Origin of the sequence: Arthrobacter castelli DSM 16402 (genome assembly GCF_000430705.1) — a bacterium.
Taxonomy (GTDB): domain Bacteria; phylum Actinomycetota; class Actinomycetes; order Actinomycetales; family Micrococcaceae; genus Arthrobacter_C; species Arthrobacter_C castelli.
Map to the genome: position 1 here is coordinate 142,480 of NZ_AUMN01000006.1, position 14,884 is coordinate 157,363.

Annotated in this window: 13 protein-coding genes; 7 read left to right on the plus strand and 6 right to left on the minus strand. The window is 65.0% G+C overall.

The window, feature by feature from the left end:
- Positions 1 to 49: 49 nt before the first annotated feature.
- A complete protein-coding gene (locus tag H535_RS0108825; protein ID WP_026819266.1) occupies positions 50 to 850 on the minus strand; it encodes an RDD family protein in 801 nt (266 codons plus the stop codon).
- A 146-nt stretch (positions 851 to 996) separates the two neighbouring features.
- Here H535_RS0108825 and H535_RS0108830 point away from each other — a divergent pair, with 146 nt between their 5' ends.
- The gene (locus H535_RS0108830) at positions 997 to 1,989 is read left to right on the plus strand and encodes a stage II sporulation protein M (protein ID WP_026819267.1); all 993 of its coding nucleotides are present in this window, start codon (positions 997 to 999) and stop codon (positions 1,987 to 1,989) included.
- A 99-nt stretch (positions 1,990 to 2,088) separates the two neighbouring features.
- The gene (locus H535_RS27705) at positions 2,089 to 3,561 is read left to right on the plus strand and encodes a TIGR01906 family membrane protein (protein WP_051298864.1); all 1,473 of its coding nucleotides are present in this window, start codon (positions 2,089 to 2,091) and stop codon (positions 3,559 to 3,561) included.
- A gap of 28 nt (positions 3,562 to 3,589) precedes the next feature.
- On the opposite strand, the gene H535_RS0108840 is transcribed toward H535_RS27705, so the two are convergent.
- The gene (locus tag H535_RS0108840; RefSeq protein ID WP_026819268.1) at positions 3,590 to 5,266 is read right to left on the minus strand and encodes a dolichyl-phosphate-mannose--protein mannosyltransferase; all 1,677 of its coding nucleotides are present in this window, start codon (positions 5,264 to 5,266) and stop codon (positions 3,590 to 3,592) included.
- Positions 5,267 to 5,358: 92 nt separating this feature from the next.
- Between H535_RS0108840 and H535_RS0108845 the strand changes: the two genes are divergently transcribed.
- The 3 genes from H535_RS0108845 (at position 5,359) to H535_RS0108855 (ending at position 8,980) form a co-directional block, all read left to right on the plus strand.
- The gene (locus tag H535_RS0108845; RefSeq protein ID WP_026819269.1) at positions 5,359 to 6,381 is read left to right on the plus strand and encodes an SDR family oxidoreductase; all 1,023 of its coding nucleotides are present in this window, start codon (positions 5,359 to 5,361) and stop codon (positions 6,379 to 6,381) included.
- Between the two features lie 70 nt (positions 6,382 to 6,451).
- Positions 6,452 to 7,315 (plus strand): 16S rRNA (cytidine(1402)-2'-O)-methyltransferase, encoded by an 864-nt coding sequence (rsmI, locus tag H535_RS0108850; RefSeq protein WP_026819270.1) that lies wholly within the window; start codon positions 6,452 to 6,454, stop codon positions 7,313 to 7,315.
- A 183-nt stretch (positions 7,316 to 7,498) separates the two neighbouring features.
- A complete protein-coding gene (locus H535_RS0108855; protein ID WP_026819271.1) occupies positions 7,499 to 8,980 on the plus strand; it encodes an NAD-dependent succinate-semialdehyde dehydrogenase in 1,482 nt (493 codons plus the stop codon).
- Between the two features lie 73 nt (positions 8,981 to 9,053).
- Here the strand turns inward: H535_RS0108855 and H535_RS0108860 are convergent, their stop codons facing one another.
- Both H535_RS0108860 and H535_RS28345 read right to left on the minus strand, forming a co-directional pair.
- A complete protein-coding gene (locus H535_RS0108860) occupies positions 9,054 to 9,317 on the minus strand; it encodes a hypothetical protein (protein WP_026819272.1) in 264 nt (87 codons plus the stop codon).
- Between the two features lie 4 nt (positions 9,318 to 9,321).
- Positions 9,322 to 9,714, minus strand: coding sequence for a hypothetical protein (locus H535_RS28345; RefSeq protein ID WP_026819273.1), 393 nt, complete (start codon positions 9,712 to 9,714; stop codon positions 9,322 to 9,324).
- Positions 9,715 to 10,066: 352 nt separating this feature from the next.
- On the opposite strand from H535_RS28345, the gene H535_RS0108870 reads away from it, so the two are divergent.
- Together H535_RS0108870 and H535_RS28960 are read left to right on the plus strand one after the other, a co-directional pair.
- The gene (locus H535_RS0108870; RefSeq protein WP_026819274.1) at positions 10,067 to 10,384 is read left to right on the plus strand and encodes a hypothetical protein; all 318 of its coding nucleotides are present in this window, start codon (positions 10,067 to 10,069) and stop codon (positions 10,382 to 10,384) included.
- Positions 10,381 to 10,998, plus strand: a complete 618-nt coding sequence (locus H535_RS28960) for a hypothetical protein (RefSeq protein ID WP_155838627.1) — start codon at positions 10,381 to 10,383, stop codon at positions 10,996 to 10,998. Before H535_RS0108870 ends, H535_RS28960 begins: the two co-directional genes overlap by 4 nt.
- A 57-nt stretch (positions 10,999 to 11,055) precedes the next feature.
- Here H535_RS28960 and H535_RS24405 read toward each other — a convergent pair whose 3' ends face one another.
- Both H535_RS24405 and H535_RS0108880 read right to left on the minus strand, forming a co-directional pair.
- Complete coding sequence (locus H535_RS24405; RefSeq protein WP_051298868.1) at positions 11,056 to 13,452, minus strand: transglutaminase TgpA family protein; 2,397 nt, start codon at positions 13,450 to 13,452, stop codon at positions 11,056 to 11,058.
- Positions 13,449 to 14,882, minus strand: coding sequence for a DUF58 domain-containing protein (locus H535_RS0108880; RefSeq protein WP_026819275.1), 1,434 nt, complete (start codon positions 14,880 to 14,882; stop codon positions 13,449 to 13,451). Before H535_RS0108880 ends, H535_RS24405 begins: the two co-directional genes overlap by 4 nt.
- Positions 14,883 to 14,884 lie beyond the last annotated feature (2 nt).

The following is a 14,884-nucleotide window of genomic DNA, read 5'->3' on the forward strand; positions in this document are numbered from 1 at the left end:
CTTCCGCACCTGCGCTCCCGCACCTGCGCTCCCGCACCTGGGCCGCCGCCTATTGCTGGAACGGCAGGCTGTGCAATCGTTCGCCCAGCTGTTCACTGCGCGCGCGTTGATGACTCAGCCGGGCGAAGTCACGGTCCCGGCGTTCGGCCATCAACGCCGAGAGGAAGTCGCGGGGAGCGGTGCCCGGCGGAGGCGGAGGGCTGACGAAGTTCACCGCCTCATCGGCCAGCGATGCGGCCAGCTCGAACCGGGAACCTGCCGTCATCCGGAATTCCTGGGCCAGGAACTGCGAGATCCGGCGGGCCAGGGCATCGGGCAACCGGCCGATATCGGCGGGCCGAGCCCAGGACTGCAGGTATTCGGGAACGCGGAATTCGGTGGACGGCGCCGCCGGCAGCCGCACCCGGATGGAGTAGGTGCCGGCCAGCATGTCTCCGACCCGCTTGGACCGCTCGTTGAGCATTGACACGATGATGGCGAGCGACCCGAAGAGCATGTAGATCTCCAGCACGGCCACCAGCGCCCGGATCAACGCGTGCCTCAAGCGGATGGCCCCGCCGTCGTCGCGCACAATCCGCAGTCCCATGGCCAGCTTGCCCAACGATTTTCCGCGGGTCAGCGTTTCCATTGTCACCGGCAGGACCACCACAATCAGCACGACTGCGGACAGCGCCAGGGCGCGCGCGGCGGAGGAATTCAAATCCGTCAGGGTCTGCGCCGCCACGTAGAACACACCCACCAGCAGCGCAATCTGGGCAACAATGTCGATCAGAATGCTGACACCGCGGGCGGCAAAAGACGCGGGCCGCAGTTCCAGCACGACTGCTTCGCCGGTGATGATGGAGCTCACGAATGACCTTTCACAGCGGTGATCCCTTATGGCGGACGGATGGATATCCACTCTATCGGTTGCCCGGCGGCCGCCGGTCCGGCTCAGCCGGGGACCGGCCACATGGCCTGGGGCCGTACCCGGATTCGTCCCGATATGCTGAAGGTGTGGATATGGATGCTTTCGCCGCGGTGCACCGGCCCCAGTGGCAACGGCTGGACGAACTGGTGGCCAAGCGGCGCCTGACCGGGGAAGAAGCTGACGAACTGCTGGTGCTCTACCAACGCACGTCCACCCACCTGTCAATGGTCCGGTCGGTGGCCCCGGAAGGCGCGCTGTCGGCGTCGTTATCCACACGACTGGCCCGTGCGCGGACCACCTTTACCGGGGCGCGGTCCAACTTCTTCGAGGACATGGCCCACTTCTTTGTGCTGTCCCTTCCCGCGGCGTTCTACCGGCTCAGGTGGCTTACCGTATGCGTGGGCGCCATCTTCCTCACCGTGGCCTGGCTGTTCGGCCTGTGGGTGACCTCGACGCCGGAGGTGCTGCAGGCGATGGGCAGCGAGGCCCAGAACCGTCAGTACGTCGAAGAGGACTTTGTCGACTACTACTCCGAGGACCCGGCCAGCTCGTTCGCCGGCGCAGTGTGGACCAATAATGCCTGGATCACCGCCCAAATGGTGGCGTTCGGCATCAGCGGCTTCTGGGTGCCGTACGTTCTCTTTGTCAACGCCCAGGGAACCGGGATGTCCGGCGGACTGATGCATGCCTATGGAGAGCTGGACACGTTTTTCGTCTACATCCTGCCGCACGGCATGATGGAAATCACCGCCATCTTTATCGCCGCCGCTGCCGGGTTGCGGATCTTCTGGGCGTGGGTGGCCCCCGGACCGCAGCCCCGGTTGCAGTCACTGGCCACCGAGGGACGTTCGCTGTTCACCGTGGCGCTGGGCCTGGGCCTGGTGCTGCTGGTGTCCGGAATTGTCGAAGGGTTCGTGACGCCCAGCGGGTTACCGCCGTGGCTGAAGATCACAATCGGTGCGCTGGTTTTTGCGGGGTATTGGACCTATACGCTGTGGCTGGGCAGGAAAGCCTACGACGCCGGAGCCCGAGGTGATCTGACGGCCCGGGACGCCGGGGAGCAGGTCACTGCCGTGTAGAGAGGGAACCGGGTTCAAGCGATGCGCACTTAAGTGCCGTGCCGTACGCCGCGCCTGAAGGAAGGTCGACACCGGCGGTTGTAGCCTCGAAGGACAGCTATGAACGATTCGACTGCGGACAAGGACAACGAGTCAGTGGCCAGCCAGAACAAAACCGAAGCGGCAGAGTCTCCTTCTACAGATGCCGTTGACCATTCCGACGCGCCCGGACGGCACAGCGCCGACGCGGCTCCGGATACGGACGCGGGCGCGGGTGCAGCAACCGCGGATACAGCAACCGCGGATACCGATCCAGCCGCGGACACAGTGGCCACGGATGGAGCACCCGCGGACACAGTGGCCCCGGAATCGGCCTCCCCGGACGACGGCGATGTCCTCCCGGAGCCCGGCACGGCCGAGAGCGATAGCGAGCCTGCCACGCCTGGGAGCGATACAGGGCAGACGGGGCTGAGCGAGCAGACCGGGCAGGCAGAGAGCGCGGCAGAGTCGGATACCTCGTCGCCTGCAGCCGCGTCGCAGCCCGTTGGTCGCACCGCCGCCAAGGGTGAGCAGCCGCCGACCGCGACGATGTTCAGTGATCCGGCCGGACCGGACGCGACCTCCGGTGATGAGACCGCGCCGGATGGTAGCTCCGATGATGAGCCACTGCCGGAAGATGCGTCACTGCCGGAAGATGCGGCATCCGGTGAAGAGTCGGCGCCGGAAGATACCGGGTCCGGCGATGAGGCAGCGCGTCAGGACGCGGCGTCAGGCAATAAGCTCGCGGGTGGTCCGTCGTCCGGCCCCGCATCGTCCAGCACCGCGCCGTCCAGCGCTACGCCGCAATCCCGGGCCGGCGACAAGGAAAGCGAACGGCGTGCGGCTGAACGGGACAAAGCAGTTCGTGCCAAGCCGGTGCTGGCGCGGGTGGTGCAGTTGGTGGCTGCTCTCTTCTTGCCGGTCATTGTGGCTGCCGGTGCCGTCCGCCTGGTCGCGACCGACGCGTTCCTCTGGCTGGAGTACCATCGGCCCGGTTTCCCCGACGACCGGTTCGGTTTTGGCATCGAGGAACGTATGACCTACGGGTCCTACGCCATGGACTACCTGTTGAACTTCGCCCCGCCTCAATACCTGGGCGGGCTGGTCAACGCCGCCGGCGACCCGCTCTTTGCCGCGGCAGAGGTGGCGCATATGGCCGATGTGAAAACGGTGATGCAGCTGACCCTCCTCGCCGCGGTGGTGCTGGTGCTGCTGGAGGTGGCGGCCCTGATCTACCTGCGCCGCCGCTACCCGGGTGGCGTCCGCCGGGCGCTGTTTGGCGGCGCCGTCCTGACGCTGGTGCTGATCATCGCGGCCGCGGTGTTCGCGGTTCTTGGCTGGCAGCAGTTTTTCGCCGCCTTCCACTCAGTCTTCTTCGCCGCCGGGACATGGACTTTCGCCGCCGACGACACGCTGATCCGGCTCTTCCCCGGCCAATTCTGGGTCGACGCCGGAATTGCCGTGGCCGCCATCGTGCTGGTGGTCTCCTCGCTGGTCCTGGCGTTCACATGGCCCACTAAGACCCGCCGGGAGCGCACCCGCTACCGGTGGTAAGCACCCGCACGGCGGGCCATGGCGCACTTCAGATCCAGCTGGGCATCCACATCCGCAGTTCCCACGCTTCGTGGGGAATGGTTTGTGCCGTCCAGATGGGCAGGAAGAACGCCGAGACCGCCACGGCCAGGACGACGAAAGTGCCCACCAGGATGATGCCCGACTGGCGGCGCCACGCAGGTGCCCCGCGGCCACCCAGGATCAGCCCAAGGCAGTAGGTGAGCGCCAGGATCAGGAACGGTTCGAAGGCGATGGCGTAGAAAAAGAACGTGGTCCGCTCCGGAAACAGGAACCACGGCAGGTATCCGGCAGCCACGCCGGCCAGGATGGCTCCGGCCCGCCAGTCCCTGCGGCCAATCCAGTAACACAGCAGCACCAGCAGCGCCAGTGCCGCCGACCACCAGATCAGCGGGTTCCCGACAACGGAAATGGCCTGCGCACATTCAGTGGCCTGGCAGCCGTCCTGTCCGCGTGCCGGATCCTCGAAAAAGAACGACGTCGGCCGACCCATCACCAGCCAGGTCCAGGCGTTCGACTCATAGGGGTGCTCGGAGCTCAGGCCCTGGTGGAAGCTGTAGGCGCTGCGATGGTACTCGGCCAGTGAACGCAGACTGTCGGGCAGCCACCCCCATGTGGAGGAGGGGTGGTTGGCCGCCCAGTTCCGGTCGTAGGCGTTGTCGGAGAGCAGCCAGCCCGTCCAGGACGCCACATAGGTTGCGGCCGCGACTGGAACCATGCAGACAAAGGCGAAGAGCCCATCTTTGACGACGCCGGCAGTGATCCAGTTGCGTATGCCGGCGACCCGTCGCGCGTTCATATCCCACAGCACCGTCATCAGGCCGAAGGCGGCGAGGAAGAATAGTCCGGACCACTTGGTCCCCACGGCGAGGCCAAGGGCCACGCCGGCAGCAATGCGCCACCAGCGGACCCCGAGCCAGGGGCCCAGGGTCAGCAGGCGTTCAGAGGGAACGCCGCCGGAGGCAAGCCGGGTGGCGAGCCGTCGTCGTCCATCATCGCGGTCCAGCAACAGGGCGCCGAAAGCGACCACCACCCAGAACATCAGGAAGATATCCAGCAGCGAGGTCCTTGAATGCACGATGTGGTGGCCGTCGATGGCGACCAGCAGCCCGGCAACGCCGGCGAGGGCCGTTGACTGGAACATCTTCCGTGCGATCAGGGCGATCAACAGGATGGACAGCGTGCCCACCAGCGCGGCGCTGAATCGCCAGCTGAACGGATTGTCAGGGCCGAACAGCCAGAGTCCACCGGCGATCATCCACTTGCCCACGGGCGGATGGACCACATACGAGGCGCTGTCCTTGATCACCGACTGATCGCCGGAGGCAAAGGCCTTGTCGGCGTCGTCGGGCCAGTCCCGCTCGTAGCCGCTGAGCAGGTAGGAGTAGGCGTCCTTGACGTAGTACGTTTCGTCGAAGATCAAGGACTCCGGCTGCCCGAGGCGGACAAACCGCAGCACGCCGCCCAGGACCGCCGTCAGCACGGGGGCCAGCCAGCCCCACAGCCCGGGCGGGACCCTGGTGCCGAGCAGGCGGCTGCGGAGTGTATCCGGACGATAAAAGGCCGACGGGTCCTCGACCCAGCCCCGTTGTTCTTGTCTCCGCCGGCTGCCGGCCAGCCGCGCGGACGGTCGGGTCCGACCCGCCGTCGCAGCTGATTCATGGATGGTCCGGCTCACTGGATCCATGCTACCGGCCGAAAACAGCTAAGCAGGCTTATGATACGGTAAAGACCATCGGTGAGATTGCCGGGCTTCGTTGCAGGACGGGGAGGACGGTCATGAGATCCAACATTGTTGAAAAGCCCACTGTCGCTATTACCGGCGCCAGTGCCGGCGTCGGACGGGCCGTGGTCGAGGCCTACGCCGCCCGTGGCGCGAAGATCGGCCTGCTGGCGCGGGGCACCGCCGGACTCGACGGGGCCAAAAGTTCCGCCGAGCGGCTGGGCGCCGTCAAGGTCATCACCTGCCCGGTCGATGTGTCCGATGCCGACGCCGTGGAGGCGGCAGCGGAACGGATTGAAACTGAACTCGGCCCGATTGACGTGTGGGTCAATGACGCCATGACCTCCGTCTTTGCCAAGGTGCTGGACATTACCAGTGACGAATACCGCCGGGTGATGGACGTGATCTTCCTCGGGTTCGTGCATGGCACGCAGAGTGCGCTGCGGCGGATGATGCCCCGCGACCGGGGAGTGGTGGTGCAGGTGGGGTCCGCACTGGGCTACCGCGGAATTCCCGCGCAACCGGCCTACTGCGCCGCCAAACACGCGATCCAGGGATTCAACGACTCGCTGCGCGCCGAATTGAACAGCACCCGAAGCAATGTCAGGGTCTCCTCCGTGCAGATGCCGGCCCTCAACACGCCGCAGTTCGACTGGGTGCGGACCCGGCTGCCGAACCATCCACAGCCTGTTCCGCCGATCTACCAGCCGGAGGTGGCCGCCGAGGCCGTGCTGTGGGCTGCCGACCATCGGCCACGGGAAATCAACGTCGGATCCTCGACCATCAAGGCCCGGCTGGGCGACAAATTCGCGCCCGGGTTCCTCGACTGGTATCTGGGCAGGAGCGGAATCAGCAGCCAGCAAACGGACCAGCAGGTCGACCCTCAGAGCCGGCCGGACAACCTGTTTGAGCCGCAGGACGAGGACGTCGATCATGGCGCGCATGGAAGCTTCGGGGACACATCCAAGACTTCGAGCAAGACCTTCTGGGCGGTCACCCACAAACCGCTGCTCGCCGGCGTTGCCGCGGCCGCGGTCTCAGGTGCGGTGACCGGCATGGCGGTCGCGCGGAAGAAGTAGCAGGAGCCAGGCGGCGGAGCTGCCGACGCGGCAGTGCCGGGACAGTGCCGGGACAGTTAAGCTGTACAGCGTGGTTGAACATCAAAATGCGGACGACGGCGGCAGCATAGTCCTGGCCGCCACGCCGATCGGTAATCTCGGGGATGCCTCGCCGCGGCTGCAGGAGCTGCTGGCATCGGCCGATGTCATCGCCGCCGAGGATACCCGGCGACTGCACAAGCTGCTGCACGCGCTCAACATTTCGACGTCGGCCAGGGTCCTCAGCTACCACGAACACAACGAGGCCGCCCGCACGACCGGGCTGCTCGAGGAGGTCCGGGCCGGCAAGACCCTGCTGATGGTGACCGACGCCGGCATGCCGGCGGTGTCTGACCCAGGTTTCCGCCTGGTTGAAGCTGCCGTGGCACAGTCACTGACGGTGACGGCCGTGCCCGGCCCGTCGGCCGTGACCACGGCGCTGGCGCTGTCCGGGCTGCCGACCGACAGGTTCTGCTTCGAGGGATTCCTGCCGCGCAAGAGCGGCGAACGAGCCACCCGGCTCAAGGAACTGGCCCACGAGCGGCGCACCATGGTGTTCTTCGAGGCACCGCACCGTCTCGAAGCAATGCTGGCGGCCCTGCAGGCCCGGTTCGGCCCGGACAGGAAAGCCGCCGTTGCCCGGGAGCTGACCAAACTGCACGAACAAGTGGTGCGCGCCTCCGTGGCCGAACTGCTCGACTGGGCCGGAAGTGGCCAGGTGCGCGGAGAGATCGCCGTCGTCGTGGCCGGTGCCGATGATGCTCCGCCCGCCCGTGCCGTCGACCATGTTGAGGCAGTCAATGAACTGATCTCCGGTGGTGCCCGGATGAAAGACGCCGTCGGCACCGTGGCCGAGGAAGCGGTCGTCAGCAAGCGGGAGCTGTACGGGGCAGTGCTGGCCGCCCGGCAGGACTGAGAACCGGGGTGCGGATTATCCAACTGCACAACGGAGTGCCATCTCCGTTGTGCGCCTTTGCATGGACATGCGGCAGCGGAGACGGATAGCGTGATGCCAAAGCCGCCCTGAGGAGACGGGGCCGGTCCGGCCGCCACCCGGCGGCTTACCTGCTGGATCAACGTCGAAAATTGGAGCGAAACTATGGCCATCTCCGCTGCACATGAGAGTGAACTTCTCGCATCCGTCCCCACCGGCCTGCTGATCGACGGTCAGTGGCGCGATGCCTCCGGCGGCCAGACGCTCGACGTCGAAGATCCGTCCACCGGGGAGACCTTGCTGAGTATTGCCAACGCCACGAAAGAAGACGGGGCGGCAGCCATGGATGCGGCCGCGGCGGCCCAGGATTCATGGGCGGCTACCCCTGCCCGCGAGCGTGGCGAAATCCTGCGCCGGGCCTTCGAAGCCGTCACCGCACGCATCGACGATTTCGCGCTGCTGATGACCCTGGAGATGGGCAAGCCGCTGGCCGAATCGCGCGGTGAAGTGACGTACGGGGCCGAGTTCCTGCGCTGGTTCTCCGAAGAAGCGGTGCGGATGTCCGGCCGCTATGCCGCGGCGCCCGATGGTAAGACCCGGATGCTGGTCAACAAGAAGCCGGTGGGCCCCTGCCTGCTGATTACGCCTTGGAATTTCCCGCTGGCGATGGCAACCCGGAAGATTGCTCCCGCCATCGCCGCCGGCTGCACGGTGGTGTTGAAGCCGGCGACCATGACACCGCTGACGTCGTCGTTGTTTGCCCAGGTGCTTTCCGAGGCCGGGCTGCCCGACGGAGTGGTGAACATCATCCACACCACCGATGCGTCGGGGGTGACGGGGCCGCTGATCCAGGACCCGCGACTGCGCAAGATTTCCTTCACCGGTTCCACGCCGGTGGGCCGTTCCCTGCTCGCCGATGCCTCGCAGAATGTGCTGCGCACCTCCATGGAACTGGGCGGGAATGCCCCGTTCGTGGTGTTCGAGGACGCCGACCTGGATGCGGCGGTCACAGGCGCGATGGCGGCCAAGCTGCGCAATATGGGCGAAGCCTGCACCGCGGCAAACAGGTTCATTGTCCACGAGTCCGTCGCCGAAGCCTTCGCGGAGAAGTTCGCCGCCAAAATGAATGAAATGCCCGTGGCCCGCGGCACCGAAGAAGGCTCCAAGGTCGGCCCGCTGATCGATTCGAAGAGCCGGGACAAGGTGCACAGCCTGGTCGAGGACGCAGTCGACGGCGGCGCCAAGACAGTCACCGGCGGTGCGCCGGTCGATGGCCCGGGCTACTTCTACCAGCCCACCGTGTTGACCGGAGTGCCAAAATCGGCGCGGATCCTGCAGGAGGAGATTTTCGGACCCGTGGCGCCCATTTCCACCTTCTCGACCGAGGACGAGGCAGTGGCGATGGCCAACAACACCGAGTACGGGCTGGTGAGTTTCGTCTTCACCCGGGACCTGAACCGCGGGCTGCGCATCGGCGAGAAGCTCGAGACCGGCATGCTCGGACTCAACGCCGGAGTGGTGTCCAACGCCGCGGCGCCGTTTGGCGGGGTCAAGCAGTCCGGTCTGGGTCGCGAAGGCGGGCTGGAAGGGATCGAAGAGTACCTGTACACGCAGTACACCAGCATCGCCGACCCCTACGCCTACTGAGGCTTAGCCGGCTGCGTCGTACTGTGCATTTCGCTGGTGCGACGCGGTCTGGCACGCGTGGGCAGGGATGGATCTATGTTTCCCATTCGAGCCCGAGAAGCGAAAAGACTTCGCTGATCTCTGCCCTGAAAGTTGCGGGCATTTCAATGAGGCAGGACTGCAGCGTGGTGCCCGCATAGACCGTACGGAAGTTTCCATTGATGTCGTCCCAGCGGCCGTCGAACTTGCCATTGTCTGCCCATTCCCAGCCGACCCATACCCACGGGTTGTCCTTATAACCAACTCTCCATACGTAACCGTCAGGTTGAATAGTCTGAATTTCCGGGTCGTCGGTCACAGGCTTAGACGATTGATGCGAACGAACGTGCGGCAGCCAGTACTTGTGGGGCGACCTCGTCGATATCTCCTTCGCGAAGCAAACGTGCTGGCGAGACGTCTCCCAACTGAGGATTCATGCCTTGGAACCACGCTTGGATAACCTGGCGGTGATCCTTCTCCGCTACGAGAGCTGCTACATGGTAGGCCTCGCGTAGCCGCTTCACGACGATGGATGAAGGGGAGCGCTTCCCCTCTGCCCATTCGCGAACCGCCCGCGTTTCATTGACCGAGCCAATATAAGCGACCAGTTTGGCACCGAGCAGATCGCGCAAGCTGACCACGAGGTCTGGCACAGGAAGCTTGACAGACTCTTGATGCGCCCGGAGACCCCCTCGGGGGGTTGTTGCGTTGTTCATACCGTGAGCATGTCATGCTCACGGCACGAACACAAGGAAATCACACCCAAAATCACAGTCTATTTGTCGCACGCCGTTACCCTTGCCGCAGCGGGCAAGAATCCCTCAACATCCTTGTGCTGGTTGGCGCAACCAGGGGCGCAGCCACTTCAGCCAGAGGTGCGGCGCCACAGCGAGGCCGGCAGCAGCGATGCGACCAGGGTGTTTTTGCCAGATACTGTTACCGGGGTCAGAGATATCCAGTCCGTCCACGAAGTACCGGTAGGGCTATGCGTCCAGCGGCGATCCAGTCATAAACTTCATCGGAGAATAATGGTCGGGGGAAGCGCTTATATGGTAAGGAGCAGCGTCGATGGAACCAGGATTCCGTGTTCCAATTTCGGAAGCGCTTGCAGGGGGCCGGGCTGGACGTGGATTGCTCGCCAGCATTGCCGGACTCGACCCGTCTGATTTCATGTTTGCTGTTCACCAAAAGAACGCCGGCCGCCCTCTCTTGGTGGAACTCGTCAACGATGCCGTCGGCCATTGGCTCGCCACCCCACGCCGTCAACATGATCGCGAATTCCTTGCCCTGCTTGGGGAATTTATCAACAGCTATGCTCACGGCCTCGAAAGCAAATGGCGAGGGTTCGACGATGTGCTAATAGCAGCGCTAGTCCCGAACTCATGAAAATTGGCCAGGATCTGTCTGCACGGACGAACTTGCAATGGTGGGCTGCCTCGGTCGACAGAACCAATCAACGCGGTTACTTGCGTGGCAAAGATGCTGGCTTTCATACAAGTACGGCTTTGATTGATAAATCCTTCGCTGCTCTTAAATCGGGTGGAGCGTGGTGGGTCTGCCCTGGGGACGCTCTCACCACGAGTCGTGGCCCCATCCAGGGGTCGCCCAGCGTTATTTCCGCGGCCCCGGACGATCACTGGCTCAAGGATGACAAGCACACTTTGTGGTCCGTGCGTGTCGATCCTGAAGCGACCGTATACGAGGTTCATCAGCGCTCAGATTGGGTTCGTCTTCTTCAGCAATACCCATATGAAGCGTCGAACATCGTCACCTTTGACTGGGCCGAGGATGTTCCCGTCGGGTCCCGGTTACTTATTCCAGACTGGTCCGAAGTGGCAAGAGATTGGGACGGCGTGCATGTATCAGTTGCTGGATACCTTAATGCGGCCTACACACCGCTGATGCTCGATACGGCGAGGTACGGTCTGCTGACCGGTTGGCATCCTGACGCCACTGTCTGGCTCACCGAAAAAGCGCGAACGTTATTGCCTGCTTCTTGATTCGGCTTCTCTGGGGAGACACAGGGGAGCAGCTTCAGCTGTAGGCGCGGCGCCAGTTCAGCCGGAGGTGCGCCGCCACGGGCGCCACAGCGAGGCCGGCAGCAGCGATGCCATCAGGCGTTGCTGCCAAGTACTGGTCCGGGACAGGGTCTCCTGGACCGTTGCCACATCGCCGGCGTGAACCGAGCGCGGGGCTGTGGCCAAAGCTGTCCCACCCTGCCCGTCGGTCTGCCGGGGGCGCGGCCGGCCATATTCGGTCTGTTCGTACGCCAGCAGCAACCGGTGCATCGCATCCGCCGCACCGGTTCCGTCCAGACCGGTGTCACGCAAACGCTCGGCGAACGCCCGGGGCGTTTCGCTCTGCCGCGCTCTGAGGCGGTAGTCGGTGGCCGTATCGTTAATTTCCCGCCAGGCCGCGATGGCCGCCTGATCCGGATGTTTCCGGATCAGGCGGAGCCGGCGCCTGATGATCCATTGTCGGGTCAGGTATGGCATCGCCGCCAGGAGCAGGGCCACGGCCAGTGTCACAGTGACGGCGATCCAGGACGGGCCGCCGTCGTCGTCGGCCGCCCCCGATGCCCCCGCACCGGTGGTGGGATCGTCCTGGGGCGCCTGCTCTTCCTCATCGGCCGCGTTCTGCAGCTCGTCAGGGTTCAGGTTGTTCGGATTGGCTGCGGAGTCGGGGCTCTGCGAGGGAGCGCGGGCGTACTCGGGGACCACGCCGCGGGAGGGGGTCGGTTCGAATTTCACCCACCCCAGGCCGGAGAAGTACAGCTCGGGCCACGCGTGCGCATCGTCGGAGTCAACCTCGAACTCGGTCATCTCCACGCCGTCTTCGGTCATCACTGTCTCGCCAGTGGCGGTTCCCGGTGCATACCCCACGGCGATCCGGCTGGGGATGCCTTCGGCGCGTGCCATCACCGCCATCGCCGCGGAGTAATGCACGCAGTAGCCGCTTTTCTCTTCGAGGAACCGGGCGACAATGTCCATGGAACTGCCGTCGTAACCGCCCCGTACCGGTGCGGTTTCGGAGTAGACGAAGTCTTCGGAGCGCAAGTAGTCCTGGATCGCCATGGCCTTGCGGTAGCGGTTCGTGATGCCCTCGGTCACGTCGGCCACGGTTTCTTCAATCAGCCCGGGCACCTCCGAGGGCAGGTCGAGGAATGGTTCGCTCAGGCTGTCCCGGGGGATGGCGCTGGCCTCCGCCAGCGTTTGCCGCGTCAGTACCGGTGTGGCGCTGGTGACCGTGTAGGTCTGGTTCGCCGTCGTCGACTCATCGAGTCCCAGGATGCTCAGCGTCAGCGGGTCGACGCTCCACTGGCCGTCCAGTCCGGAGATGGAAACCGGCGCATAGGGTGCCGGCAGCCAGGGGCTGGAAAAGTTTGATGCGTTGATCCGGGTGGTGGAAATTTCGGTGGGGCCTTCGAGCAGTTCATCGGTTTCTTCGCCGAGGGAGTCAATGCCGGTGGAGCGCCGGTCCTGCCTCTGATCCGGTGCCCACGTGGTGCCGTCGAAGTGTTCCAGGGTCACCGCCCGCAGATACACCGGTTCATCGGACGTGGTGGTATAGGTCATCCGGGTGGCGCTGCCTGGGTTCCGCAGGTCATTGCCCAGGGTGACCATGGGGTTGAGGCCCGACGACGTCCCCAGGCTCAGCCTCGAGCCTTCCGGGAACAGGCCGCTGGTGAACCCGGGCACGGCCAGCGGCAGCACCAGTGTGCCGGCGAGGGCAGCAGCGCCGATCACCAGGGCGCGGTCGAGCAGCGAGGCTGACAGGCCACCGGACGGGGCGGTGTCCCGGGAGAAGATCCAGTGGGCAGAGCCGAGCAGGATCAAGTAGCCGACGATCGCCGCGGTGTAGCCGGCCGCGCCGACGCTTGTCGATTTCACGATGGCGGGAACCACCAGTACAGCCAGCAGGCCCAATCCGCTGGTGGCGGGCATCTGCAGCGTGGCGGTCAGGGTGTCGATCAGCAGCGCCACCAGTGATAGCCCCACGCAGGTGACAAGCACAATCCCGTCGGTGATTTGCACCGGGGCAACCTGGTTGACCACTACCTGGTTGGCCTCGAGCAGCGCGATCCTGAGTGCGTCGACCGTCTCCGCGGTGGGAATAAACCCGCCGAAGCTCTCGCCGGGGAAGAATAACAAGGTCAGCGCCGCGATCAGGGCTGCGAGGCCGGCCACCGGTATTAACCATGCAGGCACCCGCAGCACTCTGGCACCTGCGGTGACTGCCAGCACGGCTGCAACGCTGAACACCACCTGGGGCAGCCACCCCCACCCGAAGAGCACGCCATTGAGGCTGAAGGAGGTGAAAATCACTGCGGCGCCGATGGCGGCACTGATCAGCCAGGGCCAATTCCCAACCGGCTGGCGGCGCGACGGAGTGTCGGTGCCGTCGGCCGCTGCGGGGCTCTGCCGGTCCGCTGCCCGGGGAATGGTGGCAGTCATTGCGGTGCCCCCAGACTGGTTTTGGCGGTCGGCCGGCTGTGGGCGTGCGGGGCGTCATAATGTGCCCAGGCCGCGGGCAGCGACGACTTGGAATTGACGGCGACGGCCCGCCATCCGCTGGCGCGCAGGATGTCCAGCTCAGGTTCAGCCTCCCCGGGGCGGTCCGTGACGAGCAGCGCGAAGGCATGCGAGCCGAACTCGGCTGCGGCAGCGAGTTCGGCGGCTTCGGCGCTGGTGAGACGACCGGTGACGGCGATCAGCGGGCCCCGCAACCTGTTGGCGGCCAGTGCCTCCATCAGCGCGTCGGAGAAGGCGCCCCCGCCCGCCGGGCCGGCGGGCGCAGGCGTCCTTTGGGGGTGTGCCGTGGCAGACGGGGCACGGTTCGTGGTTTTGCCGGACGGTGGATCAGCCTCCAGCTGAAGGTCTGCCAATCCTTCGGCCAGGTTGTGCATACCGGCGGTGCCTGAAAATTCCTCCTGCTCGGGCCAGGAGGTCGAGGCAGACCGGAGTAATCCGGCGGCTGCGCGGCTGTCCAGCAACCGGACGGAGTAATTACGCTCCATCAAGTGATGGGCGGCCGATACTACAGCGGTCACTGCCCATTCAAAGTTCACCGTGGTGAACAAATCGTCCTTGGACGGGGTGCTCTCGGCCAGCGATGTGTAGGCATTGCTGCGGAAGGCTGTTGCCCGCTGGTCCATGATGATGGTGGCCTGCGGAGTGGTGACCGACTCTTCCTGGCGCACCATCAGTTCGCCCTGACGTGCAGTTGCGGGCCAATGCACCCGCCGCATCGGGTCTCCGTGCCGGTATTCGCGGGTCATCACGTCATCGTTGCTGGGATTCGCCTGCGTCCTGGTCGCCGTCGCCCCTTCAGTTCCGCGGGAGCCCGATACCGATGATTCCGGCAGTGGATGCGGTGCGGGGGTGACCGTCAACATGTCGACGTCGCCCAGCATGTGATGGTGGTGGCTCAATCCGAACGGGTCGGCGAAATCCGCCGAGACGGGGCCGATCCGGTACAGTCCCCGGCGGTCGGTCCGCAGCCGGTATTCGTACAAGCTGCGTCCGCTGCGTGAGGCCACGCTGGAAGGATACGTGAACGCGGGGGGCTGCCCGAAGTGTTCGGGTAGTTGTTCCGTCATGGTGATGCTGCCGCCCAGTGGACCGGAGCGGCGCACGCCTAACCTCGCCGTCGTCGTCGAGCCCGTCTCAATCGACGCGGGCCGGAAGGCGCGTTCGATGATGAACCGCGGTTTCAAAAGCTGCAGCGCCAATGCCGCGAGCACAGGCAGCAGGATCAGGAAGAACCCCAGATGCAGCAGATCACGCCGGCCCAGCACCTCGGCGGCGATCAGCGACACTGCCCCCGCGGCGCACAGACCCCAGCCACGGATGGTCAGAAGGTTCGAGGGGAGTTTGTCCAGCACGG

What these genes read in the sequence shown, in the direction of transcription:
- H535_RS27705 (WP_051298864.1), top strand. Translation starts at nt 2,089, where the DNA reads ATGAACGATTCGACTGCGGACAAGGACAACGAGTCAGTGGCCAGCCAG.
- H535_RS0108840 (WP_026819268.1), bottom strand. Translation starts at nt 5,266, where the DNA reads ATGGATCCAGTGAGCCGGACCATCCATGAATCAGCTGCGACGGCGGGT.
- H535_RS0108845 (WP_026819269.1), top strand. Translation starts at nt 5,359, where the DNA reads ATGAGATCCAACATTGTTGAAAAGCCCACTGTCGCTATTACCGGCGCC.
- H535_RS0108855 (WP_026819271.1), top strand. Translation starts at nt 7,499, where the DNA reads ATGGCCATCTCCGCTGCACATGAGAGTGAACTTCTCGCATCCGTCCCC.
- H535_RS28345 (WP_026819273.1), bottom strand. Translation starts at nt 9,714, where the DNA reads ATGAACAACGCAACAACCCCCCGAGGGGGTCTCCGGGCGCATCAAGAG.
- H535_RS0108870 (WP_026819274.1), top strand. Translation starts at nt 10,067, where the DNA reads ATGGAACCAGGATTCCGTGTTCCAATTTCGGAAGCGCTTGCAGGGGGC.
- H535_RS28960 (WP_155838627.1), top strand. Translation starts at nt 10,381, where the DNA reads ATGAAAATTGGCCAGGATCTGTCTGCACGGACGAACTTGCAATGGTGG.
- H535_RS24405 (WP_051298868.1), bottom strand. Translation starts at nt 13,452, where the DNA reads ATGACTGCCACCATTCCCCGGGCAGCGGACCGGCAGAGCCCCGCAGCG.